The sequence below is a fragment of the Bythopirellula sp. genome (genome assembly GCF_041737835.1).
GTDB lineage: Bacteria > Planctomycetota > Planctomycetia > Pirellulales > Lacipirellulaceae > Bythopirellula.
This window is the reverse complement of record NZ_JBGSQY010000021.1, coordinates 168,838-195,695: the sequence shown is the minus strand read 5'-3', so window position 1 is coordinate 195,695 and position 26,858 is coordinate 168,838. Positions and strand designations below refer to the sequence as shown.

The window sequence follows — 26,858 nt, the reverse complement described above, 5'->3', positions numbered from 1 at the left end:
GGAAAACCTGCCAGAAAGAATTGCTTGCCAGGGAAACCCCGGCAGATGCGAGCAAACACCAGAAACTAGAACGCTCACCACGGCTTTCAGCAAGCAAAAATACACAACGTATTGCGGCGTTCTGCTAGGAAGTGTACGAAACGGAACACACTCAAACTACCGCACCGAATAGAGCACCGACTCCGGCCGTAAGCGCCATCGCAAGCGCCCCCCAAATCATAACTCGAAATGCAGCTTTGACGACCGGGGCCCCGCCGGCATTTGCGCCGAAACCACCTAGCAAAGCAAGAAGCACGATCGACGTACCAGTCACAAGTGGGATCAGCATGTATGTTGGTACGATCAACACCACTAATAATGGAATCGCAGCGCCAACCGCAAATGTTGCTGCCGACGCAATTGCTGCCTGTACCGGCCTAGCAGATGTAATCTCTGAAATACCAAGTTCATCTCGCGCGTGGGCACTCAACGCGTCGTGAGCCATCAGTTGATCGGCGACCTGTTTTGCCAGTAACGGCTCAATGCCTCGATTAACGTAAATTGAGGCAAGTTCGTTGCGCTCGGATTCTCTATCGTTGACAAGTTCCTTGCGCTCGCGTCCGAGGTCAGCGTTTTCGGTATCAGCCTGCGAGCTGACCGATACGTATTCACCGGCGGCCATCGACATTGCTCCGGCGACAAGTCCAGCAACTCCTGCAACGAGAATGTCGCCTCGCGCCGCGTTGGCTGCGGCAACACCGACGATCAAACTTGCCGTGGACACAATGCCATCATTGGCGCCCAATACCGCCGCGCGTAGCCAGCCGATTCGATCCGTGCGATGCAATTCTTTGTGTTGAACAAACAAGTTATCTATCCGCCTAGAAATATGACCAGCAGAATAACAATCGTTATCAGGAAGCCCACGACGAACAAGTCGAGGACATGAGCGATGCCAAGAGAGAAACAAACGTCGTCCGCAGCGCTGATGGCTCGCAGCCAAAGCGGCTTGTATTGATGAATCACAGTGTAACCAAGGCGGGCGAACTCATGGGCTGCGCTCAAGCCCGCTATTCCAGCCCCGAATACCGCTACCTTTTTTTCATCGCTATTTCATTCTAGTTGATGCATGTTGAGTTTGGCTGGCTTTTGGGCACGAACACTTTGAAAAAGACAATAGTCCCTATGATAGTTATACTAAACACCGCTTCACGCGTCCTTTCCGTTTATCGAAACAATTCACATTTGTTCGGCTTTCAACTGAACTGCAAGCTGTGAACCGGATAAGCCGACCCAGGAACTTTTTTTACAAGACCATTTATTAAGACTCTCATCCACGGACTTCTGGTAAAAACTTGGTGCAGTAAGCGGATGTTTGGCCGTTACCCCGATGGCGTGGATACCAGCATCCTGGCAGGCCCCGCTCAACGTTGGATTGCCTGTTCTGGGAAACACTTGCCAATCCGCTTCTCCAGCGTTCTTGTCAATCTTCTCTTTTCCCCGCTCCATCGCCTTCTTTATTCCGTCGTCTTGCCGTCAAAATGCTCATTGTCGGCCTCCGCTTCTTCGCGAGTACGATGGACGATGCCATCTCGATGATTCGGCGGCGAGTAGATCGTATAGAGTTTCAGTGCAACGCTCCCAGTGTTGACGATGTTGTGTTTGGCGCCCGCTGGGACGAGTACCGCGAAGCCAGCGCGGATCGCCGTGTGGACGCCGTCTAAGACGGCCTCACCGGTTCCCTCCTCCACACGAAAGAACTGGTCGAGTTGATGGATTTCAGCCCCGATATCCTCCTGGGGCTTAAGCGACATGACAACGAGTTGGCAATTTTTTGCTGTATAGAGCACCCGGCGAAAATCTTCGTTCCCGGTGGCCAGTTCCTCAATATCTTGCAAATACCCTTTCAATTTCAAATTCTCCTTGCGTTACGCGTTCATGAATGCAGGTTTCACAGCTTTCAATTAATCTGGCTTATCTTGTGAGAAAAGCCGCACACCATAGGGCCCGATGTTGACCTTTCCTGAAGCAGGAAAGCCGTCGCGTGGCGCGGTGGGTTGCTAACTTGAGCTTATTTATTGCGTTGTTTCTTGCTCAGCGGGGTAACTGGTAATCTAGATGCAAGCTGTCATGAAAACCCGGGCAGATGAACCGATTTGCCGGGGTAACCCTGGCACTTACGAAGCTGCACGACAGAAAGTGTTACAGAAGGGGCTCGCTAGTCCCACTTTTCAGCAAACCCTGTTCAAGGGCAAACCGTGTCAAATCGGCCCGATTGTGTAAGCCAAGTTTATCCATGAGTCGACTGCGATACGACTCGATCGTCTTGACACTTACATCAAGTTGACCGGCAACAGCTTGGTTGGTATGGCCTTGTGCGATCAAACCCAGGACTTCTTTTTCACGAGCACTCAGCTTGTTAAGAAGAGATTCCAACGGTGTGGTTGATGATTGCAAGGGCGTATTGATCGTAGCCGTACTACTGCGCGCATCCACGAACACTCGTCCCTGGGAAACGGCGCGAATCGCACTCAAGAGTTCCGTGTCGGCGGCACTCTTGACGACATACCCAGACACCCCCATGGCCAGGGCCGTCCGCAAATATGCGGGGTCGTCGTGCATGGTTAACACGATCACGCGTGATTCGGGAACCTTTTGACGTAGTTTTTCAATCGCTTTAAGCCCAAGACCTCCCGGCATCGAAAGGTCGAGAGTCACAATATCAGGTCTGATTGCAGTCACCTGCGAAAGGGTCTCGGCAAAGTCACCCGCTTCTCCGACAACCTCCATGTCGTCTTGAGATTCCATCAGAAGGCGTAATCCACTACGGAGAACGGCGTGGTCGTCGGCGATAAGAATACGGATCTTCTTCATCACTTATTCAGGCAAAGGAATAGTTACTTGGATCAATGTTCCCCCACTGACGACTGACCGGATCATACAATCCCCACTCAGCATCTCTGCACGCTCACGAATACTGTTTAAGCCAAGACAATTTTTAGCTAGCAACGATGCATCTTCTGGATCTTCCTGAAATCCGCGACCATTATCAGCTATGGACAATGTTATTACATCGCCAACTCTGTTGAGCCTCACTTCGACAGAGCACGCCTGCGCATGTCGGGCTACGTTGGTGAGTGATTCCTGCAAAATTCTGTACAGCGAAGTTTGAACAGACAATTCCAACACCCCGTTTATGGTCGCAGATGTTTCGAGTCTCACGGGGATAGTATGGGATTTTTCAAAGTCTTCACAAAGTCGCTCGACGGCGGCAATTAAGCCCAACTCCTCGAGCACACCAGGGCGTAGGCCATTCGCCAATCGACGTACTTCTTCGTGGGCCGTTGCGCCTACCTGACGAAGGTCATGTGCCAGCATCTGTGCTTTCGCCAGATCACGGGACGCCTCGATCATTCCTAGTCCTACCAGTAGAGCGGTCAATTGTTGGCCGATTTCATCATGCAAATCACGCGCGATGCGCAAGCGCTCTAACTCATGAGCCCCAAATAATGCGTGCAGCAACTCGCGACGAGAATCCGACAATCGTTGAAGCGGCTTCACTACGACCCACCAAATGACTGGTGCAATCACTAAAGTCAGGATCGAGGCATCGAAAAACCCTTGTAAAAGTTGTGCACTCGACCAACTAGGAAGGTACTGCAGAAGGTACATGATGCATCCTTCGACAGTAAATGTCGTTAGGAGCACTAACACGAAAACCTTAAATGGCGCCGGGGGTGTCCATGCAGTAGCTGGAAATCTATTCATAGAACATAATTCTACTCCTACTGACTGATGGACACTATCATCTCAAATTTGCGTTGGTATTTCTATTTTTTTCAGTGCCTAGATAGTGACAAATTGCCTCGGCATTCCGCAATAGAGGTTTGCTGAACAACGAAGATCAAGACCGCAGGTCGCAGGTTCAACTCCTACCAGGGGCACTCTTAATTAGTTGCGGGTATGAGCATTCTTGGCGGTCGCGTTAGATCATGTCCACCAATTTCCCCCAGCTGGCAAACAAATCGTCAATTAGCTCCGACTCCTTTTGACCGTCATTGTACGCCAGTGGATCGCTCTCGACGCCGTAGCTTGCCGTGACTGGTCCTTTTTCAAAGACTTCATCGACAATTTGTTCGAGTGGCACGAATTCATCGCTAACAGAGTAGTCAAAAGCAACACTTTTCATCGTCGCCGAAAATTCGACCCAAAAAACTGGAAGTGATCCAAAGAGACTTCCCGCTTCCACAGCGACATCTGCTTCGGCTTCACTCTCGGCATGTGTTGACAACGGTGCGGTTGATGCAGAATAAGCGCTCACGAGCGAACTGACCGCCGACAAGTTTGCATTGCCATACTCGGCTTGCCATATGGCTAAATCGGCACTGTTTACGACATCGTCGTTATTGGCGTCCCCAGAAGCCTTCGTGGGATTGGCACTCCCCGCGCCGCGTTGCCAGGCGAGAAAGTCACGGCCATCGACGTCGCCATCCAAGTCGAAATCGGCATCGCCACCAGCGGTAAAGCGAACTCGAAAGATGCGTGCGCCAAAATCAATCGGCGACACGGGATCAAGGTCTTTATACAACTCCGTGAAATAAAGACCATCGGGTCCGGCGATCAATCCCGACACCGTGCCACGCCCGATGCCGACATATTCCACCAGCGTGGTCGGCGCGCCAACGACGTTACCGTTGGCATCGAAAACAAACTCGATGATGCGTTTGCCAGCCGTTTGTTGACCCAAGGCGTAGGTTGGTCCTGATTCGCTGACAAATGCGTGGCCCTGTTTGGAACCAGGAAATTGACTGCCACCAAAAGTCTCGGGCTCGACAAATGTTATATTGACTGGGGCATGGGCGGGATTCCACACGTACCGTGCTTGCGGCAATAACGACGAGTCTGATCCATTCCAACCATAGTTTCCACCACTATCAACACGGGCTAAACGGTCGAGCGCATTGCCGTTCTCCACTGTATAGTGTTTGCCGTCGGCTGCGCGCCAGGCTCCACCAAACGGATTGCGGAATCCGTAGGCATACACATAGTCACGGGCATTAATGCCATTCGATGCATTATAGAAGGGATTATCACTCGGTGCGGTGCCATCGAGATTCATTCGCAGAACTTTTCCGCGGTAGGAATCCAAGTTCAGCGCCGTAGAAGCCGTGAATCCATCCCCATTGTGCACATACAGTTTGCCATCAGGGCCAATCGTTAGATTGGAGATTTGATGGGATTGGCCTTGGCTCTCGCCGACCATATCGCGAATCACCGTGATCGTCGAAGCGGTTCGCCCACCATCGGTGCTGCTCAATCGGACAACCTGCGGATGATGAACGCCACCTTCGATGCCATCGGTATCCGTCACTCGTGTGACGAAGACGTCTCCTGTGAGCGGATCGACAACCAGTCCCGCTAAGCCTTGTTCCCCTGAGCCTGGAAACGCCCCCGTCGGATTAAAGTTCAATAAATTCGTCGCATAGGTGCTCACAGTGAAATCGTTGCTCACAACTTTGATCGTGCCGTAGAGCTCGTTGACGTAGAACAAAGGATCATCGGGATCGGAACCAGGATTAGGCACAAAAGCGATGTTCACTGGCAATTGCAAACCGCCAGCCACTTCGTCGATTTGATAGCCGGGCTCAAATGCAATGAATGGCACGGGCAGTTCCGCTTGTCGCGCCAAACTGGTAAAGACTGGCTCGGTTTGCGACTCGATGCCGTAGTAGGTCGAGCCATCAGCTGCGATCCACAAGTCGAGCCGCCCGTTGGCTCCTAAGTTGATCGCCGGCAAATAGACGGCCCGTTGTTGACCTGCATCATCAGCGAACCGAATTTCTGTCGGTCCCAGGTTCAAGCCATTCGAGCCCGCAACAATGACCGCACGGGGGTTCACGTGTTCGTCGAGCGTACCCGGATTCATGATCGTGTTCGATACGCCATTGTTTCCGGTAAAGGAAAGTAACAGATCGCTGAGCGGACCTTCCAGACGTAGCTGCGATTGATTGGGGCTCGCAACGGGCAAAATGATCGGATTGTCATTGGCAGTGGTCCACGTGGGAGTAGGTGAAGCAGCTATTCCCTCCAATTCGAGCGGGAACGTCGTTGAGGCCTCGTCCACAATGAAATTGCGCGTGGCGTACGCACTCACAGCTCCAACGGCATCGCGGAATCGAACTCGCAGTTGGTATTCCGGCGCAAAGGAATTCAGTAAATCGATAGTCTTCATGCCACCCGAACCGCTGGACGCGATACTTGTGCGAAACGCACCTACCGTCGTAGGAAAATTCTGCTCAATCTTAGCGGCAAACGTGAGCGTGTAATCTCCTGAAGTTGGCGCAGTCACTACCTGAGTTACCGACGCATCGACCGGAACTCCAGGAGTGCCGCGGTAACCTTTGAACCAAACGCCTGTGTTGCCCGATGCGGCGGCCCAGGTTGCAGTTTGAAAAGCGCCGGCAGGTTCGACGCCATCCGATTGAGCCGTCATCACCCAAGCACTATTACTGGTTTGCGTGTTGTTCGTGGCCAACTCAAAACTGCCATCACTAAGCAAATTGCCACTTGCGTTTGTCGTCAACACAAACGAATCGACCATGGCCGAGCGATTCGCTCCCCCTCCGCCGATCGCGTTAAGCATATCCGTAGAGATCGTCAATTGATCTCCGGCGGTCACGCCAGGAATTGTGATTGAGTAAGTATTGAAATTGAAATTTGGAATCGGCGTGGAAATGAGGTCGGTTCGGCCGGCATGGGAGTTCTCAAAAATGCCGTCACCCAAATGAGTGTGCAGCCGTTCCACACCAGTAATGCCCAGCGTGTGCCATACTCGCTCCGGCGAAGGGCCCGTGGTCCAGATTTCCCAGTCCGTGGAATAATGCTCATCTCCTTCGGGATCGACATAATCGACTGCTTCCATATGCACGTCGGCCGGATTGACGATGTCACCTTCGACAACCGGCTCCATAATTGTAGGTGCAGCGGGGCCATTGTTCGGACCGCTAGGCAAGCCAACAACATGAATAAAATTGATACGAGTTGCCATCTCGGCAGCAGAACCTTGATTTAATGTGAGCCGGCCGTCGTTGACCGTCACGGTCCGTGTGTCGGTAAGGAATGCGCCCGATCCGAGTGCGACGGCGTTCCAAACATTCACGCCTTCGACGTTTAACGTGTGAGTGCTGCCAAACGACGGATCACCTATTGAGACAGTGACCTGATACTGCCCGTTGGGCAGTTGCAGTTCCCAGGACTGGTTTTGATGAAAGTGAATCAGTGTATCCAAACGTTGGTCGGCATGGGCGTTGCGTTCGCGAGCCACGTCCGTGTGGTCCGTCGACCAACCATAGCTCCAGCCATTATTGCGCAGCCCAAAAACTTCGCCCGTATCAGCCGCGTACCGCGTCGGCGTCAATGCAGCTTCAAGCTGAAAATTGATGAGATACGTATCTGCCGCCAACAGTTCGCGTTCTTCCAAACGCTCAAACTTTAATCGACGGCTTGCCAGTGATTGTGAACGAGTTCGATAGCCCAACATGCGCGCACCCTCGAATGAAAAAAATCGCGGTACGTGAACTTCCCGCGATAATTCATGAAGCTAAAAGCGTATTGCGTAGCTCACCTTAGGAGAAGCTCGGCTGGCACACTCAAACGCCTGAAAAGACAGCGTTCATTGTAGCCCTGTTAGAAATGGCTGCACAATGTTTGGACAGTGAGAAACATGTTTCCAAGAGTGATCGACTAGGACGGATCACAGTGGATTTTGCGTAAGAATTTGTCGGCGATCTCCTGATGTTTGCAAAGTTTGTCGCCCATCTTGTCGAGTTGACTCACCAACACACTCATACGGTGATTCGACGCAAAAAAGTCCCTGTGCTTCGCCATAAAGCGCCAAAACAGGGCATCCCAAATTTCGCACCAAGGCCCTTTGCGAAAGTCGCTCATGCGGAGTATATAGCTCGAGCCACTGATGTACGGCTTGGTTGTGATGAGCCCGCCATCGGCATGTTGGCTCATACCGTAAACATTGGGCACCATTACCCAATCATACGAATCGATAAAAAATTCCATAAACCATTGATAGATGGCATCGGGATCAACCTCGCAAAGGAGCATAAAATTGCCGAGGATCATTAGCCGTTCGATGTGATGGCAATAGGCGCGTTCGGAGACTCGTTGAATGACAGTATCCACAGGTTCAATGCCAGTCGTACCCTCGTAAAATGCTTGTGGCATTGGCTTGGTATGCTGCCAGAAATTTTTCGTTCGCTGCCGTCGACCATGCACTACGTAAACACCACGGATATATTCCCGCCAGCCGATCACTTGCCGCACAAAACCTTCCAACGAGTTAAGCGGAACGCGATCCTGGTACTCTAATGCTGCTTCCACGACTTGCCGCGGCGACAGTAAGCCTATGTTCAACGCTGGCGTGAGTACGGAATGGAACAGATAGGAATCGCGCGAGCTGATCGCATCTTCGTATTGGCCGAATGACTCCAAGCGAACTCGTAGAAAATCTTTCAGAAATCGTTCGGCTTGAGAACGATTGATCGGAAAACAAAAATTCTCTCTATCACCAATCGCTTGCGGAAAATGCTCAGCGACATACTGCTTTGCCTCATGCACATAAGGACCCTCCTGCGTCCAGGAGATTCTTGGCAATTTAAGGCCTCGCGGAAGCTTCTTGCGATTCTCCACATCAAAACTCAACTTGCCACCTGCGGGCTTACCATCTTCCATCAGAATGTTGAGTCTCTGGCGCTGTAACCTATAGAAATCGGTAAAGAATAGCTTGGAGTGCTTGCGAGCATACGCATCAAATTCATCGTTTGATGTGAGAAAATGGGGATCTTCAACCATCTGATGCTCAATCTTGGCAGAATCAAGCCTACGGATCAGTCGGGTTGTTAACCAATCGTCACATGGGTCGACAAACTGAACGTCTGTCACTCCCCATTTAACAAGCGAGTCGACGATTTGGCCCGTTTTAGTAAGTTCATGCGATTCGACGTATCGCACATCCCAGTGCTCTTTTTTAAGCGCATCCGCGTAATGACGCATCGACGCACGGTGCAAAATAAGCTTCTGTGCGTGAAATCGGTACTGGGCAAAGAAGAGAGGCTCTTCAATCAACACGCATAAATCCACGCCACGGATGGCTGGATGATCGATGAAGAGTTGGTGTGGATAGATCAGTGCAGCGCGCATGGTGTTAACCACTGCCATATTCCATTTTTCTAGATTCCACAAACACGAACTACCACAAAATTTGCCGTGCAGTGAATAGGCAACACAAGATGATTGAACGCAAAGTCCAGGCAAACGTACGAATCCAATTCGAGCGGACCAAGCGATCTATGCAATGCGCGTTGTGGCCGAGCAAGAGTTGGCGGTGCAAGGGCATCTGTCGGAGAGCTGTTGAGATCCAGATTGCAATGAGCAAAATCACGCTCGCTTGATAGACCAGCGACTGTCTTAGCATCGTGCTACTCACAACTAACCCCAGCGAGGTGGCTAATTCTAACAACATCGGGCCAGCGACAACCCAAGTGGTTCGGTTCTGATGAGCCGCCGAAAATGTAGGAAACTGGTCAGCGCCCGCTAGTTTCATCAATGGATAGTGGACCAATTGCACAAACCAGATTAGTCCCGTCATAAACAGCGTGCTTGCGAGTTGCAACAAAAAAAAAAGTTCATTGTTGGCGGTCATGGCTGTAAACCACCAACGCGTTTTCCAGGCACTCGGCAGGTCTCGGTCGTGCAGCGCCCGGTGAGTGCGAGTCTGTACTTAGCGAAGATCACATATCCAAGGTCCATTAACTGAGAAACCACTGGCAAGCGAGTCAGCGCGACCAGTTTGTTGAAGCCGATGGCTCGGTATAAATGGCGAAACGTCTCAACACCTCGGACCCAACTTCCGTCAGGTAACTGCCCATGGATCTGAGCCATCAGTTGATCGTAGCTTTTGCCGACCTCAGCGGGATCAAAACTAGCATCGTCGATATTGGTGAGGCGAACTCGGTTGTGCTTATCACGGATGCGGATCAAGTCGATCTCGCGCCGACACAAGGGGCAACCCCCGTCATAAAATACTTCAATGTCGTACGATGATGTGGTCACGATAGGGATATGCGTATGAGTTAAGTTGAGTCAGCTTGTGCGGTTCTACACTTCGAGGACCGTATAAAATGTCGCATGTTAACCCTGCTCCACCCCGCTGGATGAAGGCCACACTCTCCCTGGCGGCCATTTATAATCTGCTTTGGGGGAGTTTGATCGTTTTTCTGCCGGTTTCGCCCTTTATCTGGGCAGGGATGACACCGCCCAATTACCCTTCGCTTGCCCAATGCATTGGCATGATCGTCGGAGTTTACGGCGTTGGCTATGCCATTGCCGCAACCGACCCGTTGCGGCATTGGCCAATCGTGTTGGTCGGGCTGCTGGGGAAAATCTTTGGCCCCATTGGTTTTGTCTGGGCAGCCAGCCATGGAGAACTCCCCTGGATCGCCGGTCTCACAATTCTCTCGAATGATCTTGTCTGGTGGGTGCCCTTCGCGCTGATTCTTCAAAGCGCATGGAAGCAGTCTGGCAAAAGATAGCAAGGAGTGGTGGAAAGACTGATTTTCATACCATGAGGCCTCAAACTGTGCAAATATTTCGCCGGGCAAAAATCTCACAGGCCGAGACCCACGCAACCCCACCGACGCTCAACAGAATTCCCATGTCTGTGAGCGGCATTGCACCGGTCGCCAGAATCGCAGCGGGGCGGTAGTAGTGCAGAATTCCAAACGGTGCGAGGCCAGAGATAGCTTGCCAAAACTGCACCACGAAATTCAAGAGAAATGATGCCAACAAAATTGTAAAAATCACGGCAATCGCACGACCCCGGTGACTGCTCATAGCCGATACGAAAAATGTCAAGCCTCCCACGGCCAGATACAGGCAATAAAGGTTGGCCAAGATGATAAGCACACGCTGAGGTGATGTTGGCACACTGGAGGGGGCAAACTGGCGGGCCAGAAAATGACCCGTGAACATCATCACGCAGAGGCCTACGCCGGTCGCCAGCCAGATCAGCGACTCAGCACAATACAGTTTCCTGCGCGAAACAGGCCAACTCAATAAAATATCAATCGTACCACGATCAATTTCCCCCGGCGGCAGACGCGTGCAGAAAACAATTTCTTGTGCCCAGATCAATGCCAAGACCGAGGGATGGACCCAGATGATCGCTTGCAAATTCTGTGGGCTAATGTTCGCTCCCAAGTCCTCTCCCAGCAAGGCTTGGATAAGGTCGCTGACAAACGGAAATGCCGACAACACCTGGGTCAGCCCTTGTTCTAACTGTGGTAACAACATCGTGAGCACGGCGGGCACAATCAGCAGCGCCACGCCAAATAACAGTAGCTGCACCCAAGTCTCATGGAGCGTTTTGCGCAATATCCCACGTATCATGCAGGCTCCTGGTCACTTTGGTAGTAGGCGTGGAACAAACTTTCCAAACTCGGCGGGCTCAATTCGAGATCATCCAGCGGCTGTGCAGCGGCCCATGCCACCAACTCAGAAACCGTGCCGGTAAGCTCTCCACTCCAAACATAATTGGTCCGCTGCTCGATTTTCAGGAAATTTGGCAGCTGCATTCCAGCCATGTTTGCGTTTGAGCGGAATCGTAGCATCACCGTTCGGTGGGCGTTTTGTCGTAAGGCCTCTATTTTTTCATCGGCAACAATTTGCCCAGCCCTGACGATCGCCACGCGCTCACAGAGGGACTCGACTTCACTCAAAGTGTGGCTGGAAAAGAAAACGGTTGTCCCTGTCGCGGCTGCCTCACGCAATGTCCGATACAATTCGTCACACATCAAGGGGTCAAGGCCCGACGTGGGTTCATCCAGAATCAACAGCTTTGGCCGATGCGCCAAGGCCAGCACGATCCCCAACTTTTGTCGCATGCCGCGCGACATTTTTCGCACTGGCACATTTTCGTCGAGTTGAAATTGCTCCAGGAGCGCGCTTCCACGCTGCCTCACCTCGCTCTGGCCTCGAACTTCGCTGACAATTTTGAGTGCGTTTTTGCCTGTAAACCAGGGATAGAGTCGCAGGTCGCCGGGGAGATAACCGATGTGCTGCTTGATGAGGGCGCTTTGCGACCAGCAATCGTGGCCCAATATTTTGGCCGTGCCCTGGCTGGGTCGCAACAGTCCGAGCAATATCCGGATCGTGGTTGTCTTGCCCGCACCGTTGGGACCTAGAAAGCCAAAAATCTCTTCCGCGTTCACCGAGAGATTGATTCCCTCAATTCCGCGTCGCTGCCCATAACTCTTGGAAAGCCCTTGTAGCTCGAGAACCTCCACATCATGCCTCAAATTGCTTGCAAAGATTGACCACGAATTCACAGTCTCCACATCGGTTCATGAGATTCGTCTCATTCGTGGTTTCGCTTCCAGGCTTCCACAATCGACAGTTCAGTCCAATATATCACGGAGGACAGCGATGAGAACCGGCTCGATCAGCGTTTGTAGGTTGCCATTGGCATAGCCCACCCAAGTCACGTCGGTGTGAGTATCCAAAGGCACATCCACAGGCTGGCCATCGGGCAAACACACAGATACTCCTGCTTCTTCGGCGATGAGTTTCGTGCAAAGATCATATGGGTGGCAGCAGTGTGCTAATGTCCCACCACGCTTCTTAACCGCATCGGCCAGAAGGGGACGCACGTCGGCGACAAAACGATCTTGCCCCAGCATCAGCCCAGCGATTTGCCCGGCCGTGGAGGCGTATTGATCTTCAAAGACGCGCGCCTCGCTTTGTTGATTGCCTCCCAATAGCCGATGCGAAAGCTCATCGGCGATCGCCCCCAACAAATCACGGCCACCGGCAAAAAAGTTGCAGACGGTGGCATAGCCGTGGGCCACCTGAGTTGCTGTCGACGGCTGCAAATGGAATGGCTTCGCTTTATTAGTAAATCGATCAAAACGCTCCGCGTGTGCCCCTTGTCCTTGGATCGCCCAGAAGTTGTCGCACAGATGCTGTTTCACCAGCGGCAGTTCCGTCTGCACGGCGAGTTCAATGTCTGACAAACTCGTGCCCGGACCGAGATTTTTAGCCACACCGGTCAGTATCCAAGCCGACCGCTTTTGAAACATCAGACCGCGTGTGCCATCAATAGGGTCAACAATCATCCGCCACTTGGCGTCGGCTTCCTTGATGCCTTTTGGCAAAACGATTTGTCCATCAGGAACTCCTTCGCCAATGAGAACAACTGGAGTATTCGCAGCGATCTTTGTTTCGATACCGGCTAGCAGAGCACCTTCGGCAACGCGATCGATCGCATAAACAGTGTCTCCCGCAGCGGCGGTTGCTTCACCACACAGTTCTTCAAACGTGTGGGATTCACAAGCGGCGATGACCTGCTGCCGAACATCGTCGTGCACTTCACGAATTGCTTGGAGAAGTTCTTGCAGGGAGAGTGCCATAGTTGCTTACATCAGCCAAATTGAAGGACGAATCGGGCTTATTCTACGAGTCTTTTGCATACAAACGCAAATCCAATTGCTCGCGGCAAGAAAACTCACGCAAGATTTTCGCTGCTTTTCTCGCCCGCCTGTTGGAGACTGCTGCCCGATATGCGATGATTCTCAAGTTGGCCCACCTCATTGCCGCGGCTAGCTCCTACCTCGCCGACGGCGTTGCTCTTGTCACTACCAGTTTACGGAGAACAGGTTATGTGGAGACATGTTTGCTTGACGATTGCCTTGTTGGCAACGACGCATCCAACCTTGGCTGATGAAGCAGCGACTAACTGGCCCAACTTCCGTGGCCCAGAATTCACCGGCATCTCTTCCACGGCGAAGCCTCCGACCGCCTGGAGTGAAACCGAAAACATCAAATGGAAGGTCGAACTCCCCGGCCAGGGAAGCGGTTCACCGATCGTGTGGGGTGATCGAATTTATTTGCAAACCGCCATCAAAACCGATTATACGGCTGAAAATCCTCCTGAAGGTCTGTCGTTGAAAACCATGCGACGATTCCACTTGGTGGCAAATGAAAGATTGCTCGCGCAAGCAGAATCGACGCCTGCACCACAATCCACACCACCTGCTGACCGTCCTCGGGAAGGACGTCGTGGGGGCCGTGGCGGCGGGGGTGGTTTTGGTGGCTTCGAGATTGGTACGCCGACCAACTACTACCAATTCGTCGTGATCTGTCTCGACCGCAAAACCGGCAAAACTCTTTGGCAGCAAGTCGCCATACAAGCGATTCCCCATGAAGGTCACCATGGCACGGCCAGCTTTGCCTCGTCCACGCCTGTTACTGACGGCAAGAATATCTATCTGTCGTTCGGTTCGCGAGGGGTTTATTCCTACACGATGGACGGCGAGTTTCGCTGGAAGAAAGACCTGGGCATCATGCGCACCCGGCACATGTTTGGCGAAGGCTCCTCCCCTGCCCTGCATGGCGATACGTTGGTGATCAATTGGGATCATGAAGGCCAATCGTTCATCACGGCGCTTGACGCCAACACGGGTGAAACCAAGTGGAAAGTCGATCGCGATGAGGAGACGACCTGGAACACACCACTGATTCTTGAACATGACGGCAAGACGCAAGTTGTCGTGAATGGCATGAATCGCGCTCGTGGCTACGACCTCGAAAATGGCGAGATCATTTGGGAATGTGGTGGGCAGGCGATGGGAGCCGTTCCAACTCCCTTGGTTTATAAGAATTTGGCTTTCCTGATGACCGGCCATCGAGGCGCGGCTTTGTATGCTATTCCGCTCAGCTCGAAAGGCGATATCACCGACACCGATCAAGTTGCTTGGAAGTTGGATCAAGACACGCCCTACGTCCCATCGCCGTTGCTCTACGAAGACCAGCTCTATTTCACGAAGTCGAACAACGGCATATTGTCGTGTTACAAAGCCGAAACGGGTGAGCAGGTCTTCAAGGCTCAGCGTCTGCCCGGCATCGATATGATTTACTCCTCGCCCGTGGGTGCCGACGGCAAGATTTATTTTGCCGGCCGCAATGGCGCCACCTCCGTCGTCAAACATGGCTCGGAACTCGAAATTCTGGCCACCAATCAACTCGACGAAGCGATCGATGCGACACCGGCACTCGTGGGCAACGAAATCATCATTCGTGGCGAGAAGTCGCTGTACTGTATCGGGGAATAGATTGGAGCCGGCATGAGCCAACAAGGATGGAATCGCCTGGCGGCGGAATTTGAAACGTCGGTTTGCGATATCACCGCTACGAGCGGCCCGCAAATCGCCAGATTGGTCGCTCTCACCAAGCCCAACCGCCGTAAAACGCTCGTTGATGCGGGCTGCGGCATCGGCACGTTCGTCGAGCGATTTGGCCAATCCTTCGGCAAAATTGTCGCGTTTGATTTCGCCGCAGCGATGGTGAAACGCGCCCAGCGCCGATGCCAGGATACGAAACACGCCGAATGGCACGCCTTGCCCCTGGAAAAAGCTGGCGCGAAGTTCGGATCGATCGCGAACCTGGCCGTTTGCTTGAACGTCATCACTGCTCCCAAGCCGCGGCTGCGCGAGCAGCAATGGATCAGCCTCGGTCAACTCGTAAAGCCAGGCGGGCATTTGCTCGTTGTCGTTCCCGCGTTGGAATCTGCCCGATACGTAGCCGAGATGGATGCCGAAGCCTTTCACGGCTCGGTCGATATCGAAAGCGAGCTCGTTCGCCGCAACGACACTGAGCAGAAGCATTACTCGCGGCAGGAATTGCGGCGGATCGTCACGCAGCTCAGATTCGAAGTGGTCTCGCTGCGCAAGGCCACGTATCCTTGGGGAGAAGATGGCCTGGAACTGACCGAACGCAAATCGCCTTGGGATTGGGCCTGTTTGGCACGCAAAAGTTAATCGTCGACATCGTATTGAATCGCCATGCCTGCCGAACCCATCATTGAGCTTGCGAACGTCAGCTACGTTCAACAAGACACCCAAATTCTTACCGACGTGAGTTGGTCGCTGCGGCCCGGAGAGCACTGGGCCGTGTTGGGACCGAATGGCTCCGGCAAAACGACGCTGCTGAAAATTGCTTGCGGTTATCTTTGGCCTTCGAGCGGCCAAGTCTTGCGTTTGGGTCAGGAACTGCTCGACTTGCGTGAGTTGCGTAAACGTATCGGCTGGATCACCGGCAATCTCGCGGCGGAAATCCCCGCCGAAGATACGGCGCTGGAAACCGTGGTCACGGGACGGCTCGCGCAGTTTGGACTCAAGATCTTTCTTGGTTTTGAACCGACCGACCAAGATTTCGCCGATGCCCGGCAAATGCTGATCGATTTGCGGTGCGAAGACCTGATCGATAAACCGTTCGGAGTGCTGTCGCAAGGGGAACGCCAGCAAGTGTTGATCGCCCGCGCCCGCATGGCCGAACCGCTGCTCATGGTGCTCGATGAACCCTGCGCGGGAATGGACCCAGGCGTTCGCGAGCGGTTTCTTGCTTGGCTGAACGACGCGGTCGCCACAACCGATGGCCCCACGGTCATCCTTGTCACCCATCATGTTGAGGAAATCGTTCCCGGTATTCGACAAACTTTAATGCTCAGCAACGGCCGGATTCATGCCAGCGGTCCCACGCGTGAGATCGTCACGCAAGCGACCATCGAGCACGTCTACGGTTTGCGTTTGCACGCGCTCGAACAATATGCGAATCGCTTGTGGCCGATTTGGCAATCATCGACCTGATTCTACCACCCTTTGATTCTACCACCTTGCGCGGCCAAAAACGACGAACGCTGTTGCGAACCAAACGAGTGACATCGCCCCCGGCTCGGGGACGTTCAATGTCTCGGTCAATTGTCCTGCTCCCGTGACCTGCCGCATCCACAATAAGAAGTCGCGGCCATCGGTATCGCCATCCAGATCGGCATCCCCCACGGCAGTATCACCATAAGCGGCTTGCCAGATTGCGAGATCAGCGCCGTTCACTTCGCCGTCGAAATTCAAATCAGCCCCCAGAAAACCACCGCTCTGTTTCCAAGGTGTGATCAACAACTCGTCGAGCGTGATAATGTCTTCATGACCCAAAGTCGCTTGCAGTTGCGCGGGGGTCATGGCATCGATAAACGAGCCACTCCAAGGGGAAAAATAATTCCACTCGATCCCCCATTGATCCATCACGTCGGGATTGGGCAGCGTGCCGGTTTCGGAAAGAGCGATCAACTTGTTTCCATTGAACACTTCGAGCAAATCCTGCCATTCGCCGCTCATGCTGGAAGTCGGATCGGTGTAAATATCCGCACCGATCATGTCGACGTATTCATCGCCCGGATACCAATCCAAAAACTCTTCATTCACGCCGGTCGACGTGTATTCCCAAATCAGATTGTGCAGGCCATGCTCGTTCGTAAGCCGGTCGTGCATCAAGTGCCACAAGTCCTTGAACGTCTCGGGCCCGTGAGCGCCCCACCAAAACCATTCCCCTTGCGCTTCGTGCAGCGGCCGCCAAAGCACGGGGATATTTTCGTCTTCGAATTTCTGCAGCTGCACAGCGATGGCATCGATATCCCGCAACAACAGTTGATAGTCGTTGCCATTGGGATTTGCCAGAGCACCAGGCAAATCGAAAGTCGTGGCATACGTGTAAAAACCACGCCACCACTCTTTGTCAGTCTGATTAATGAGATTGGCAGGCGCATTCCAGTGCCACATCATCGTGACGATGCCACCGGTCTGCTTCGCCCACTGAATCGTCTGCTCGGTTTCATTGCGAGGATTCGAGCCATACTGCAAACGCGACGGCGAATACTCGATGAAGTCGCCACCACGAATCGCGGGAATCAAACCGCCGGATTTGCTGAGGTAGGAATTGACCGGGAACGAGAGATTCTGGCTTGAGCTGTGCTGCTGCCCCGAGAATGTCTTCTGACCATATTGGCTATTCATGTAATTCATCAGCCACTGCGTTCGCGGGCTGGCTTGCGGATCGGAGAGCTGCGTGCTCACCGGCAACACCACGGGTGGTTCATAGGGACGAAACTCCAAGTAGTCGATATCGTAATAGCCCCAATTGTGTTGGATGCCAAGCGTGCTCGTGCTGTTCGGGATACTGAACAACCCCGCGCGTTCTTCGGACCAAGTCGACGTCTGCTCAAACATGCCGCTCCCCGTCTCTCCGTTGACGTGATAGGTGTAGCCCTTCTCGCCATATTGCGAACGGTAACCAATCCACATTTCATAAAGACCAGCGGGGATGTTGGCCTGTAGCGCGAAACGATCGTTGGCGTTGGTGAAATCGGTAACATAGCCCGTGCCGGAATAGCCAGGCACGGTGTTGCGAACCAACGTGCCGAACATCTGCCCCGCTTCGGCCTCGAAGCGGTAGGTCTGGCCGTAAGAACGCTGCGCTACCAACGCGATGAGAACCGCCAACAGAATGATGAAACGCCGCATATTATTCCGCCTGGAAAAGTTCGCCGCACCAAAAACTTTGAATTCAAGTGCTTTAACACGTTATTTTACACAAATCCTGCTCTTTCGCAAACTTGGAATGCTAATTGTAAAACTGCCCCCGCCCCACGGCCGGAAAGGCGTCCTCGATCTGCCGAATCGTCGGCAATTCGGCATCACTCGGCCAAACGACTTCGATCACGTCAAACCGGCTCGGATACTCCAGCAATCCGTGAAACTTGAGGAATGCCAACGCCGCGCGGGTAAGACGTTGCCGTCGCTGCGCATCAACGGCATCCGCGGGTTGCGTCGTTAAATCCAACCGCCGCGTTTTCACTTCAATAAACACGACGGTCTTCTCTTGCACCGCGATGATGTCAATCTCGCCATACCGTTGCCGCATCCGCGTTGTGACCACGCGATAGCCAGCACGTTCAAGAAACTTCGCCGCGGCGAGCTCACCCCGTTCTCCCAACGTCAGCGCGCGGCTTGAGAGGCGGAGCGATGAGCGCACGCTGGCGGCGAGTCGCAAAAGCCTCTGAGATAATGAGTGAGCTAGTTTCATTATTTTATGATTTCGACCTCCTACTTAGCCAACCTGGCCAAGTTGATTTCTGTTACAAACCTTCGTTTTTCTCGGGAATGACGCGAAGGTTTCCAACTTGTCCAACTTGGCAGGCTTTTTTGCGTACTTCCAATAGGAATCGTGTTTTTTTCATCGTTTTCGCCATCAGCGCGGACCTTCGGCGTGGCCAGGATTGAGGGTGTGAAGCCTCCGTCCCTCGTAATGGATGTAATCTTGTAGGCCGGAACAAGCAGTGCGCAGTTCCGGAAATTCATCATAGGGAAAGTATTTAGCGTTAACGTACTGCTTGCCGGAACTCGTGTTACTCTTTCCGGCCTACAAAACAAACTAACAACAAGACCCCATTATCGTGATTCGTGGGCTGGGTGCCACAACTATTTTTGGCCACCTTCCGACATGTCATTTCTGTGGGCTTGGAAGGCTCGTCGTCGATGCAAGCCTCGGGATCTCGCAGTTTGGGCATTGGTCACCTCGCATTGGGCTTTTGGGCTTTGCACAAGAAGTGCCGCCTGCACATTAAGTCGGGTGGCTGCACAAAAAAAGCTACCCACGATTCTAGGAGTAGCTTGCTGTTGAATTTGCAGAATGACGCTGCTACGAGCGCTTACCTGTTTTTCGCTTAGCTTTTTTCTTGGGGGCAGCGACGGCTTTCTTTCTGGCAGCTTTTTTGGGCATCGATTGCGATCCAAAGGAGGCGCTGTTGTTCGGCGGTTCCACAGCAAGTATCTCGTAAATTGCGGTTTTGAAGCTAGCCCCACTTAAACGCCAACGAAGGATGCCAGGCTCTGTAAAAGGCATCAGTGCAGTCACAACTGACCGACATCGACGCTTGCCATCAAAGTCGAAGTTAATGCGGCCACTAAATACTTCTTTGCCATTGTTGTCTAGCTTTAGGTCGAGCTTAATTTGCTCGGCATCGCCATCTTCTCTCTCTAGCACAATCACAACAGTGCAGTCACCAACAACCCCAGGATATTGGCTTGGTTGAATATCCTCAATGAGATTGAAGATACTCAGCCTATTCGTGAACTGGTCAATTGAGCACGAGCTAGCGCAAACGAAAAGCGATGTCTTAAACACTTGGTATGACTATCCTTTGGGTGCTGTTTGACGATGACATACTTGACTTATTGCTGGTAACCTCTCCCATGTAAATCCGCTGGGACGGAGCATATCGCTGTTTGATTCTAGCGATCAACTCTTCTCCCCATTGCAACCCGCTTACATCTAAGTCGTCTAAGGCAGCAATAGCTGTAGGAGAATTTGAAAGCGAGATTGCCCCTAAGTACGCGTAGGCTGACAGCAAGTCGCTAATATCCTTAGGTGCCTTCAAGGCTTTCTCGAAGCCATCCAAAAGCTGTTCTGGGGTTTTGTTACGCTCAAGTGTCACCACATCGTTGTCACGCATCAACTTCTTGAATAGAAACCCCGCGTCATTCGCGACAGTCAAGCTAATCTTGAGTTCATCAAACATTTTTAAATCCACTTTTTCTGTCGGTAAAACTCCACATTAGTCGAGTATGGCCCGTAATTATAGCGGTGCCGTACCTCTGGTCCCGCGCCCCACTTGCTAAGGACCCAAGGTGTTTTTCGTCCGAAACCATACCCCTGAACAAGCTCAACTACCAAGGCGGAATGGTCGACTTGACCGTCATCATCCAAATAAATTGCAATGTCACCGACCTGCACTTCCTCGCCATCAGCAAGCTTCCTAAATCCATCCTCAGCAAGCAATGTGACGAACGATTCAGGCTTCGGCATGGTCCTTCTAGAGGCAAATGTCATACCGTGGCAATTGTATACCGGGCAAGCGTCAGAGAGAAAAGTTGCGGCAGTCGTATCCGTTTATTTAGCTCTTAACTCCGCTGCCCCAGCTAATTCGAACGGAGACAGCTTGCTTTCCTGCTTATTATCCAAACGGGTCCCAGTTCGGCTGGCCAAATGGATAGCGTAGTTATCGGGAGTTTTTGCCACCATGCGATAGTATCATGGTGGATATTGCGGTGCAATAAATCGGTGGTCTATTTCAATCATTTTTATGCCAGCCTGCAACCTAAGCATTCCGCTCAAACTTTTTTTCTCTGTCCCAGTTCGGCGATTTACATTTCGGGCAAACTCTTGGCTTCTCTCCTGGATCGCGGGATAGCCAGTCGTGGCCGCACCGGCAGCCGGGAAGCATCACCATTCCTATCTCTTTTTCCTTTGCAGATTTGGCCATAAAGCCCCCTTTATCGGTAGTTACTAAAAATATATACCAATTGTATTGACAAATTGGCGACATATGCGCAAACAAAGCCTATCTCTCTGAAAGCAATCTATTCGCAATTGACGCTATTGGCGCAAATGCCTTTATCCCGTTCAAAAGCAACTCCCGTCCAGGCCGCGCCGGTGTGTGGGACAAGGCATATCACTTTTTCAACTTGCACCGGGATGAGTTTTTAACGCGGTATCACCAACGGTCGAATGTTGAGTCCATGTTTTCGATGATTAAGCGTAAGTATGGCGACAGCGTAAAAGCGAAGAATGATATCGCCATGAAGAACGAAGTTCTGGCTAAGTTCGTTTGCCACAACCTAAGCTGCCTGATTAATGCGGTGCAGGAATTTGGAATCGACCCGACTTTCAACTGCACAGAAACTATTACACCTGCACAACAACTCCCGGCTTGCTAGCGGTTATTGTGCAAAGCCTGGGCTTTTGTATACATTTGCACACACTTAACCTAACGGGGGGCGCGGCCAAATTCTAGCAAAAACTCAAGGAACTTTTTGGACGAAGGCCTTATGTCACCGTAGCCTGGGGCATCGCCCCAGGAGGATTTTTGGACCAGCTCGTTGGGCCGAAGGTCCTATTCATCACCATGACCTTCGCATTCCGGGACATATGAAAATGGCTTTCAGCCAATTGGGTTTGGTCGGTTTCCATCCCTAGGGCGTTGCCCTAGGCTACGATGAGGTTGGCCGTTGGCCAAAAGAAAAGAAGTCGCCTCACCCAGCATGCGAGCGAGAATTGATGTTGGGAGTTTCCTTCATTTGACAATAGAATGTCAATAATACGCCATTTTGGTAGCGAAACTGTTTCTTTTAGTTTAGCGATATCGATGGTCAGAATTGGTTTAATCATCTTTGGTACGATCTGTGGGCTTCACGCACTCAATGCGTCTCTTTTGCTGATACCGACGATTATGGCAAACAGTCCGCTTAACCCACTTTGGTCGGCACAGATGGCATCTTCTGTCATTCCCATTGCCATTGCGTTAGTGGTTTGCATTAGCTGCTTCTCTTATGCGAGAAATTCAAATCACCATTGACCGATCAGGCGTTGTCAAAGCTGAAATGACTGCGGCGTGTTTCGTTCTCGTCAACATGTCGACTGCCCTGGGTGTCTTGTCGGCAGTACCGACAAATCACCCGGCGCCAAAGTTTTTCGTGTGGTTGGTGTGTTTCGTGGTTTTCAATATTCGCGCAACAAAAACGCCCAGGGATTGTGATCCCTGGGCGTTGTGTTTTTGTTGCTAAGCCGCGAGCGGCTGGTTACTTGCCGGCTTTGGCCTTGGCTGCTCTGGCTTTGGCCTTCGGCGTATCGGTGCGGCGTTCCTTGAGGCGGGTGGCCTTGCCGGAAAGTTCACGCAGGAAGTAGAGCTTCGCACGACGCACAACCGCGCTGCGTTTGACGTCGACCTTGGCAATGCGGGGTGAGTGAATCGGGAACTTTCGCTCGACACCTTGGCCGTCGACGATGCGACGCACGGTGAACATTTCCTTGGAACCCGAGCCGCTGCGAGCGATCACCACGCCGGTGAAAATCTGGATGCGTTCCTTGTCGCCTTCCAGAATCCGGGTGTGTACGTCGACCGTGTCGCCGATTTCGAATTGTGGAACGTCCGTTTTCAGGCTCGATTGTTCAACGAGTTTGAGAATTTGTTGGCTCATGGATTTTTCCTTTTATTAGGTCGCTAAGCCGCAAGCGGCTAGAGCAGATCAGGTCTGCGCTGGCGTGTTCGTTCTTGACTGTTCTGTTGTCGCCAGGCGGCAATCTGTGTGTGATCGCCGCTTAGCAAAACTTCCGGAACCTGGTGGCCCCGATACTCGCGTGGCCGCGTGTATTGGCTGTGTTCCAGAAGCCGGTTGCCGGTTGAAAACGAATCGTCCCGGCTACTGTCTTCATCCCCTAAAACTCCCGGTACGAGTCGAATCACCGTGTCGATGACCGTCATCGCCGCGACTTCGCCTCCGTTGAGCACGAAATCACCGACCGAAATCTCTTGGGGCTGCAAAATCTCGCTCACCCGTTGGTCGAAGCCCTCGTAGCGACCGCACAACAGCAACAGCCGTTTGTGCGTGGCGAGTTCTTCGACCACTTTTTGATTGAGCGTCTTCCCTTGGGGAGTCAGCAAAATCACATGCCCTGGGCCATCGCCCTGGGTTTGAACCTCTTCGACCGCTTCCACGGTGGGCTCGGGTTTGATGACCATCCCCGGCCCGCCCCCGAAGGGTCGATCGTCGACACATTGGTGTTTGTCTCGACTCCAATTTCGTATGTTGTGCAGATCGATCCGCACGAGGGAGCGTTCGATGGCCAGCTTGAGCAGGCTTTGCGTCATGTAACCGGAAAAAATTTCCGGAAACAGCGTCAATACATCGAATCGCATTGTTGGCTTTAGTTCATTATTCCGCGGCCGCGGCTTCGGGAGCTGCTTCAGCGGGGGCAGCAGCTTCTTCGGCAGCGGGTGCTGCTTCCGCAGCAGGAGCGGCTTCGGGAGCTGGCTCTTGTTCTTCGCCCTTCTTCTTGGGCTTCGAAGCAGGTTCACCAGGAGCAGGCACAACCTTGGGAGCAGCGATCTTATCGAGCGCAACCTTTTGCTTATCCAAGTGCGTGCCGTCCTTGCCGTACTTCTTAATCAGGATAGCGACCTTTTCGCTCGGCTGGGCACCGACGCTCAACCAATAGGAGATCCGCTCGCCATTGAGAACCGCGCGGGCATCTGAATCGGGAACGCTCGGGTCATAGGTACCGAGTTCTTCCAAAGCCTTACCGTCGCGCGGTGAATTTTGATCAAACGCACACACACGGAAAAATGCCCGATGGGCCCGACCCATCTTCTTCATGCGAATTCTGACTGCCACGTAGTTCTCCTCGCTGGCTACTGCAACGCGATCAATGGGAAATGTCTGTATAGGAAGCCTACCGGTAGACGGGTCTACCAGCCCAGGCTCAGGTATCTCTTGGAAACCCGTAATTTTGCCAGATTTTGTCCTGACAGGGAAGGGGTGATGTGGCCGCAAATCCCGGCTCGCGTGGCGAGCCGGCTGGGACAATCGCTACCCGCCGCGTTGGTCGCGTTTTCGCTTGCGCAGCTCTTTTTCCCGGTCTTTTTTGAGTTTGGCCTTCTCCGCGGGGGAAAGCCGCTTGCCGGTGTGCTGTTTTTTCTTGCCCAGGCCGGCTGCGTTGGGGTTGGTGAGGCTCGATTGCATCTCGCGGACCATCTTCATCCGCTCGCGCATTCCCTTGCCGGCCATGGAGGTCATCATCGTCGACATGACGGTGAATTGCTTCACGAGATCGTTCACTTCGTGCGGCTCGACCCCGGACCCTGCCGCGATTCGCCGCCGTCGGCTTTGGTCGATCACCTTCGTCGGATTGCGACGTTCGTCGGCGGTCATCGAATCGATGATCCCAAACAGTCGCCGCATATCCTTTTCGGCGTCCATATCCCCGAGGGCATCTTTGAAGGCCCCCATGCCGGGAATCATGCCCATCACTTTTTGCAGGGGCCCCAGTCGCTTGATTTGGCTCAACTGCGATTTGAAATCGTCGAGCGTGAATTCGCCCTTGCGCATCCGCTCTTCCTGGCGGAGCATTTCGTCCTGATCGAATTCGCGCTGTGCTTTCTCAACGAGCGTGAGGATATCCCCCTGCCCAAGGATTCGTCCCGCCATGCGGTCGGCGTGAAATTCTTCGAGCGCGTCGAGATGTTCGCCCGTGCCGATGAACTTGATCGGCACGCCCGTAACCTGCTTCACCGACAGGGCCGCGCCACCGCGGGCATCGCCATCCATCTTGGTGAGGATCACGCCGTCGAGCTCCAAGGCTTCGTTGAAGACCTTGGCACTGTTCACCGCGTCCTGGCCGGTCATGCCGTCGACGACCAGATAAACCTGATGCGGCGCGCATTGGCGGTCGATGCGTTCGAGCTGCTCCATCAACTCGTCGTCGACGTGCAGTCGGCCCGCCGTATCGAGAATCACGACGTCGGCGCCCAATTTTTTCGCTTGCTCGACCGCCGATTTACAAACAGTGACCGGATCTTTCTGGGCACGGTCCGAAAAGACCGAGATCCCCAGTTGCTCGCCCAGCACGTGGAGTTGGTCGATCGCCGCGGGGCGCTGTAGGTCCGCAGCAACCAGCAACGGCTTGCGGCCCGCTTCCTTGAGCATCCGGCCGAGCTTGCCGCAGGTCGTTGTTTTGCCCGAACCCTGCAGACCGCACATCATCAGGACGGTCACTTCGCCCGTGGGCTTCAAATGCAGCGAGTTGTCCACGGGGCCCATCAGGTTGATCAGCTCGCGGTGAACAATGCCGACCACTTGTTGATCGGGATCGAGCGATTTGAGGACCTTTTCGCCGACGGCTTCCTGCGTGACGTGCGACATGAATTCCCGCACAACAGCAAAACTCACGTCGGCTTCGAGCAGCGACTTTTCGACCAGCTTGAGGCCGTCGCGCATGTTGGCTTCGGAAAGCTTTCCTTTGCCGCGCAAGGTCTTAAACGCGCTACTGAGTCCATCCTGCAGGGCTTCAAACATGGTGTTTCCTTAACAGCCGCAAACCCGAAGGCCACGGCACGAATCAATGAAATCAAGCGAATTCATGATTTTAACCAATTCGCCCAACAGGGGGAACCGGCCGTAGTAATTGAGTCAACTAGCAAGCGATGATTCAAAATCAGCGAATCGCGAACTTTTGGGCCTGGGCCGCGATGTCGACGCCGACTTGTTCGGACCAACCGGCGAGCAGCTTTTGAAAGATAGGCCCGGGCTGGCCGCTGCCGATCGGCAGGCCATCGAGATTCACCACCGGCAACAGGCAAATCGACGTGCTGGCAAAAAACACCTCATCGGCCTGCGACAAATCGGCGGGCTGCAGATCGCTTTCTTGGTGTGTGATTCCCATCCGCTTCGCCAAATCGAAAATGACTTGCTGACTCACACCGGGAAGGACTTTCTCGATTCGTGGCGTCACCAACCCACGGTTCGCGAAATACGCGATCACGTTGGCTGTCGAGCCTTCGCAGACGTAACCATCTTGATCCAACAAGATTGCCCGAGCGTTGGGCGATGCTTTCAAGGCGTGTCGATCCGCCAGATAATAGTGCATGCGGCTGCGACACTTCAATTCTGCTGGCCAACAATTGGTCGGCACCTGCCGCACGTCGACGATCACCGCTTCGACACCCTGGACGAATTGGTGCGCCCACTGATGAAATGGAATCGGATAGCCATGCACGCAGACCGTGGGACTCAAGGCTTCCGCCGACTTACCCGGAGTAATGAACAGCGAAATGTTCCAGTCGTCCCCCTCGGCAATCAGAGACGCATTGCGCGTCATGTATTCATCAATCGCGCAACCCGCTTCATCGCAAAGTCGATCTGCGTGCCAGCCAACGATTTCGAGCGAATTGCGCATCCGCGCGAGATGAGCCTCAGCAAGATAAGGCCGGCCGCCAAAGGTCCGCAACTTTTCGGTGAGCGTGACGCCCAGCACGAAGCCCAAATCTTGAACGGAAATGGCAAGCTCCGCGTTCGGAATCCAGGCACCATTGAAATAGGCCACGCTGTCGCTCATGCGACTGATTATGACAGGCTTTGGCCGAGAGC

26 protein-coding genes and 1 pseudogene are annotated in these 26,858 nt (G+C 53.1%); 5 read left to right on the top strand and 22 right to left on the bottom strand.

Going from position 1 to position 26,858, the window contains the following annotated elements; genetic code table 11:
- Positions 1 to 151: 151 nt before the first annotated feature.
- The 9 genes from AC6T8Q_RS05535 to AC6T8Q_RS05495 all read right to left on the bottom strand — a co-directional run bounded on the left by AC6T8Q_RS05535 (position 152) and on the right by AC6T8Q_RS05495 (position 10,104).
- On the bottom strand, positions 152 to 826 hold the full coding sequence (locus AC6T8Q_RS05535) for a VIT1/CCC1 transporter family protein (protein ID WP_500678121.1): 675 nt from the start codon (positions 824 to 826) through the stop codon (positions 152 to 154).
- A gap of 26 nt (positions 827 to 852) precedes the next feature.
- On the bottom strand, positions 853 to 1,044 hold the full coding sequence (locus AC6T8Q_RS05530) for a hypothetical protein (protein WP_500678120.1): 192 nt from the start codon (positions 1,042 to 1,044) through the stop codon (positions 853 to 855).
- A gap of 174 nt (positions 1,045 to 1,218) precedes the next feature.
- The gene (locus AC6T8Q_RS05525) at positions 1,219 to 1,488 is read right to left on the bottom strand and encodes a hypothetical protein (RefSeq protein ID WP_500678119.1); all 270 of its coding nucleotides are present in this window, start codon (positions 1,486 to 1,488) and stop codon (positions 1,219 to 1,221) included.
- A gap of 8 nt (positions 1,489 to 1,496) precedes the next feature.
- Complete coding sequence (locus AC6T8Q_RS05520) at positions 1,497 to 1,889, bottom strand: cupin domain-containing protein (RefSeq protein ID WP_500678118.1); 393 nt, start codon at positions 1,887 to 1,889, stop codon at positions 1,497 to 1,499.
- A gap of 292 nt (positions 1,890 to 2,181) precedes the next feature.
- Positions 2,182 to 2,853, bottom strand: coding sequence for a response regulator (locus AC6T8Q_RS05515; RefSeq protein ID WP_500678117.1), 672 nt, complete (start codon positions 2,851 to 2,853; stop codon positions 2,182 to 2,184).
- 3 nt (positions 2,854 to 2,856) lie between these two features.
- The gene (locus AC6T8Q_RS05510) at positions 2,857 to 3,651 is read right to left on the bottom strand and encodes a sensor histidine kinase (protein WP_500678116.1); all 795 of its coding nucleotides are present in this window, start codon (positions 3,649 to 3,651) and stop codon (positions 2,857 to 2,859) included.
- Between the two features lie 313 nt (positions 3,652 to 3,964).
- Positions 3,965 to 7,519 (bottom strand): PQQ-dependent sugar dehydrogenase, encoded by a 3,555-nt coding sequence (locus AC6T8Q_RS05505; protein ID WP_500678115.1) that lies wholly within the window; start codon positions 7,517 to 7,519, stop codon positions 3,965 to 3,967.
- 203 nt (positions 7,520 to 7,722) lie between these two features.
- Complete coding sequence (locus tag AC6T8Q_RS05500; protein WP_500678114.1) at positions 7,723 to 9,192, bottom strand: cryptochrome/photolyase family protein; 1,470 nt, start codon at positions 9,190 to 9,192, stop codon at positions 7,723 to 7,725.
- 498 nt (positions 9,193 to 9,690) lie between these two features.
- Positions 9,691 to 10,104, bottom strand: coding sequence for a thiol-disulfide oxidoreductase DCC family protein (locus AC6T8Q_RS05495; RefSeq protein WP_500678113.1), 414 nt, complete (start codon positions 10,102 to 10,104; stop codon positions 9,691 to 9,693).
- Between the two features lie 68 nt (positions 10,105 to 10,172).
- Here AC6T8Q_RS05495 and AC6T8Q_RS05490 point away from each other — a divergent pair, with 68 nt between their 5' ends.
- Entirely contained in the window at positions 10,173 to 10,583 is a 411-nt protein-coding gene (locus tag AC6T8Q_RS05490; protein WP_500678112.1) for a hypothetical protein, read from the top strand.
- A gap of 40 nt (positions 10,584 to 10,623) precedes the next feature.
- Here AC6T8Q_RS05490 and AC6T8Q_RS05485 read toward each other — a convergent pair whose 3' ends face one another.
- The 3 genes from AC6T8Q_RS05485 to AC6T8Q_RS05475 all read right to left on the bottom strand — a co-directional run bounded on the left by AC6T8Q_RS05485 (position 10,624) and on the right by AC6T8Q_RS05475 (position 13,457).
- Entirely contained in the window at positions 10,624 to 11,439 is an 816-nt protein-coding gene (locus AC6T8Q_RS05485; protein ID WP_500678111.1) for an ABC-2 transporter permease, read from the bottom strand.
- Positions 11,436 to 12,335, bottom strand: coding sequence for an ABC transporter ATP-binding protein (locus AC6T8Q_RS05480; RefSeq protein WP_500678110.1), 900 nt, complete (start codon positions 12,333 to 12,335; stop codon positions 11,436 to 11,438). Before AC6T8Q_RS05480 ends, AC6T8Q_RS05485 begins: the two co-directional genes overlap by 4 nt.
- A 111-nt stretch (positions 12,336 to 12,446) precedes the next feature.
- Entirely contained in the window at positions 12,447 to 13,457 is a 1,011-nt protein-coding gene (locus AC6T8Q_RS05475; RefSeq protein ID WP_500678109.1) for an inositol monophosphatase family protein, read from the bottom strand.
- Between the two features lie 249 nt (positions 13,458 to 13,706).
- Between AC6T8Q_RS05475 and AC6T8Q_RS05470 the strand changes: the two genes are divergently transcribed.
- Genes AC6T8Q_RS05470 through AC6T8Q_RS05460 form a run of 3 tightly spaced genes read left to right on the top strand, consistent with a single transcriptional unit; the run spans position 13,707 to position 16,691 of the window.
- Entirely contained in the window at positions 13,707 to 15,158 is a 1,452-nt protein-coding gene (locus tag AC6T8Q_RS05470) for a PQQ-binding-like beta-propeller repeat protein (protein ID WP_500678108.1), read from the top strand.
- 12 nt (positions 15,159 to 15,170) lie between these two features.
- Entirely contained in the window at positions 15,171 to 15,863 is a 693-nt protein-coding gene (locus tag AC6T8Q_RS05465; RefSeq protein WP_500678107.1) for a methyltransferase domain-containing protein, read from the top strand.
- A 24-nt stretch (positions 15,864 to 15,887) separates the two neighbouring features.
- Positions 15,888 to 16,691: an ABC transporter ATP-binding protein gene (locus AC6T8Q_RS05460; RefSeq protein ID WP_500678106.1), complete on the top strand. Its 804-nt coding sequence runs from the start codon at positions 15,888 to 15,890 to the stop codon at positions 16,689 to 16,691.
- 18 nt (positions 16,692 to 16,709) lie between these two features.
- Here AC6T8Q_RS05460 and AC6T8Q_RS05455 read toward each other — a convergent pair whose 3' ends face one another.
- The 5 genes and pseudogenes from AC6T8Q_RS05455 to AC6T8Q_RS05435 all read right to left on the bottom strand — a co-directional run.
- The gene (locus AC6T8Q_RS05455; protein ID WP_500678105.1) at positions 16,710 to 18,398 is read right to left on the bottom strand and encodes a glycosyl hydrolase; all 1,689 of its coding nucleotides are present in this window, start codon (positions 18,396 to 18,398) and stop codon (positions 16,710 to 16,712) included.
- Between the two features lie 100 nt (positions 18,399 to 18,498).
- Positions 18,499 to 18,960 (bottom strand): YraN family protein, encoded by a 462-nt coding sequence (locus AC6T8Q_RS05450; RefSeq protein ID WP_500678104.1) that lies wholly within the window; start codon positions 18,958 to 18,960, stop codon positions 18,499 to 18,501.
- A gap of 615 nt (positions 18,961 to 19,575) precedes the next feature.
- On the bottom strand, positions 19,576 to 20,061 hold the full coding sequence (locus AC6T8Q_RS05445) for a DUF6941 family protein (protein WP_500678103.1): 486 nt from the start codon (positions 20,059 to 20,061) through the stop codon (positions 19,576 to 19,578).
- Entirely contained in the window at positions 20,054 to 20,455 is a 402-nt protein-coding gene (locus AC6T8Q_RS05440) for a hypothetical protein (RefSeq protein ID WP_500678102.1), read from the bottom strand. The genes AC6T8Q_RS05445 and AC6T8Q_RS05440 overlap by 8 nt, the downstream gene beginning before the upstream one ends.
- Positions 20,456 to 20,457: 2 nt before the next feature.
- Positions 20,458 to 20,784, bottom strand: a pseudogene (locus AC6T8Q_RS05435) (hypothetical protein); the annotation flags it as partial.
- 467 nt (positions 20,785 to 21,251) lie between these two features.
- Here AC6T8Q_RS05435 and AC6T8Q_RS05430 point away from each other — a divergent pair.
- Positions 21,252 to 21,653: a transposase gene (locus tag AC6T8Q_RS05430; RefSeq protein WP_500678278.1), complete on the top strand. Its 402-nt coding sequence runs from the start codon at positions 21,252 to 21,254 to the stop codon at positions 21,651 to 21,653.
- 861 nt (positions 21,654 to 22,514) lie between these two features.
- Here AC6T8Q_RS05430 and rplS read toward each other — a convergent pair.
- The 5 genes from rplS to AC6T8Q_RS05405 all read right to left on the bottom strand — a co-directional run bounded on the left by rplS (position 22,515) and on the right by AC6T8Q_RS05405 (position 26,826).
- Positions 22,515 to 22,913: a 50S ribosomal protein L19 gene (gene rplS, locus AC6T8Q_RS05425; RefSeq protein ID WP_496919599.1), complete on the bottom strand. Its 399-nt coding sequence runs from the start codon at positions 22,911 to 22,913 to the stop codon at positions 22,515 to 22,517.
- A gap of 38 nt (positions 22,914 to 22,951) precedes the next feature.
- Positions 22,952 to 23,632, bottom strand: a complete 681-nt coding sequence (gene trmD, locus AC6T8Q_RS05420; protein WP_500678101.1) for a tRNA (guanosine(37)-N1)-methyltransferase TrmD — start codon at positions 23,630 to 23,632, stop codon at positions 22,952 to 22,954.
- Between the two features lie 16 nt (positions 23,633 to 23,648).
- Positions 23,649 to 24,107, bottom strand: coding sequence for a 30S ribosomal protein S16 (gene rpsP, locus AC6T8Q_RS05415; protein WP_500678100.1), 459 nt, complete (start codon positions 24,105 to 24,107; stop codon positions 23,649 to 23,651).
- A 195-nt stretch (positions 24,108 to 24,302) separates the two neighbouring features.
- Positions 24,303 to 25,787 (bottom strand): signal recognition particle protein, encoded by a 1,485-nt coding sequence (ffh, locus tag AC6T8Q_RS05410; RefSeq protein WP_500678099.1) that lies wholly within the window; start codon positions 25,785 to 25,787, stop codon positions 24,303 to 24,305.
- A 139-nt stretch (positions 25,788 to 25,926) separates the two neighbouring features.
- Positions 25,927 to 26,826 carry an aminotransferase class IV gene (locus AC6T8Q_RS05405; protein ID WP_500678098.1) on the bottom strand — a complete coding sequence of 300 codons (900 nt, stop codon included), beginning with the start codon at positions 26,824 to 26,826 and terminating at the stop codon, positions 25,927 to 25,929.
- Positions 26,827 to 26,858: the final 32 nt, after the last annotated feature.

Excerpts from the sequence above, each read along its gene's own strand:
- AC6T8Q_RS05525 (WP_500678119.1), bottom strand. The coding sequence starts at position 1,488 with ATGGAGCGGGGAAAAGAGAAGATTGACAAGAACGCTGGAGAAGCGGAT.
- AC6T8Q_RS05515 (WP_500678117.1), bottom strand. The coding sequence starts at position 2,853 with ATGAAGAAGATCCGTATTCTTATCGCCGACGACCACGCCGTTCTCCGT.
- AC6T8Q_RS05510 (WP_500678116.1), bottom strand. The coding sequence starts at position 3,651 with ATGTACCTTCTGCAGTACCTTCCTAGTTGGTCGAGTGCACAACTTTTA.
- AC6T8Q_RS05505 (WP_500678115.1), bottom strand. The coding sequence starts at position 7,519 with ATGTTGGGCTATCGAACTCGTTCACAATCACTGGCAAGCCGTCGATTA.
- AC6T8Q_RS05500 (WP_500678114.1), bottom strand. The coding sequence starts at position 9,192 with ATGCGCGCTGCACTGATCTATCCACACCAACTCTTCATCGATCATCCA.
- AC6T8Q_RS05490 (WP_500678112.1), top strand. The coding sequence starts at position 10,173 with ATGTCGCATGTTAACCCTGCTCCACCCCGCTGGATGAAGGCCACACTC.
- AC6T8Q_RS05485 (WP_500678111.1), bottom strand. The coding sequence starts at position 11,439 with ATGATACGTGGGATATTGCGCAAAACGCTCCATGAGACTTGGGTGCAG.
- AC6T8Q_RS05475 (WP_500678109.1), bottom strand. The coding sequence starts at position 13,457 with ATGGCACTCTCCCTGCAAGAACTTCTCCAAGCAATTCGTGAAGTGCAC.
- AC6T8Q_RS05470 (WP_500678108.1), top strand. The coding sequence starts at position 13,707 with ATGTGGAGACATGTTTGCTTGACGATTGCCTTGTTGGCAACGACGCAT.
- AC6T8Q_RS05465 (WP_500678107.1), top strand. The coding sequence starts at position 15,171 with ATGAGCCAACAAGGATGGAATCGCCTGGCGGCGGAATTTGAAACGTCG.
- AC6T8Q_RS05460 (WP_500678106.1), top strand. The coding sequence starts at position 15,888 with ATGCCTGCCGAACCCATCATTGAGCTTGCGAACGTCAGCTACGTTCAA.
- AC6T8Q_RS05455 (WP_500678105.1), bottom strand. The coding sequence starts at position 18,398 with ATGCGGCGTTTCATCATTCTGTTGGCGGTTCTCATCGCGTTGGTAGCG.
- AC6T8Q_RS05450 (WP_500678104.1), bottom strand. The coding sequence starts at position 18,960 with ATGAAACTAGCTCACTCATTATCTCAGAGGCTTTTGCGACTCGCCGCC.
- AC6T8Q_RS05440 (WP_500678102.1), bottom strand. The coding sequence starts at position 20,455 with ATGTTTGATGAACTCAAGATTAGCTTGACTGTCGCGAATGACGCGGGG.
- rplS (WP_496919599.1), bottom strand. The coding sequence starts at position 22,913 with ATGAGCCAACAAATTCTCAAACTCGTTGAACAATCGAGCCTGAAAACG.
- trmD (WP_500678101.1), bottom strand. The coding sequence starts at position 23,632 with ATGCGATTCGATGTATTGACGCTGTTTCCGGAAATTTTTTCCGGTTAC.
- ffh (WP_500678099.1), bottom strand. The coding sequence starts at position 25,787 with ATGTTTGAAGCCCTGCAGGATGGACTCAGTAGCGCGTTTAAGACCTTG.
- AC6T8Q_RS05405 (WP_500678098.1), bottom strand. The coding sequence starts at position 26,826 with ATGAGCGACAGCGTGGCCTATTTCAATGGTGCCTGGATTCCGAACGCG.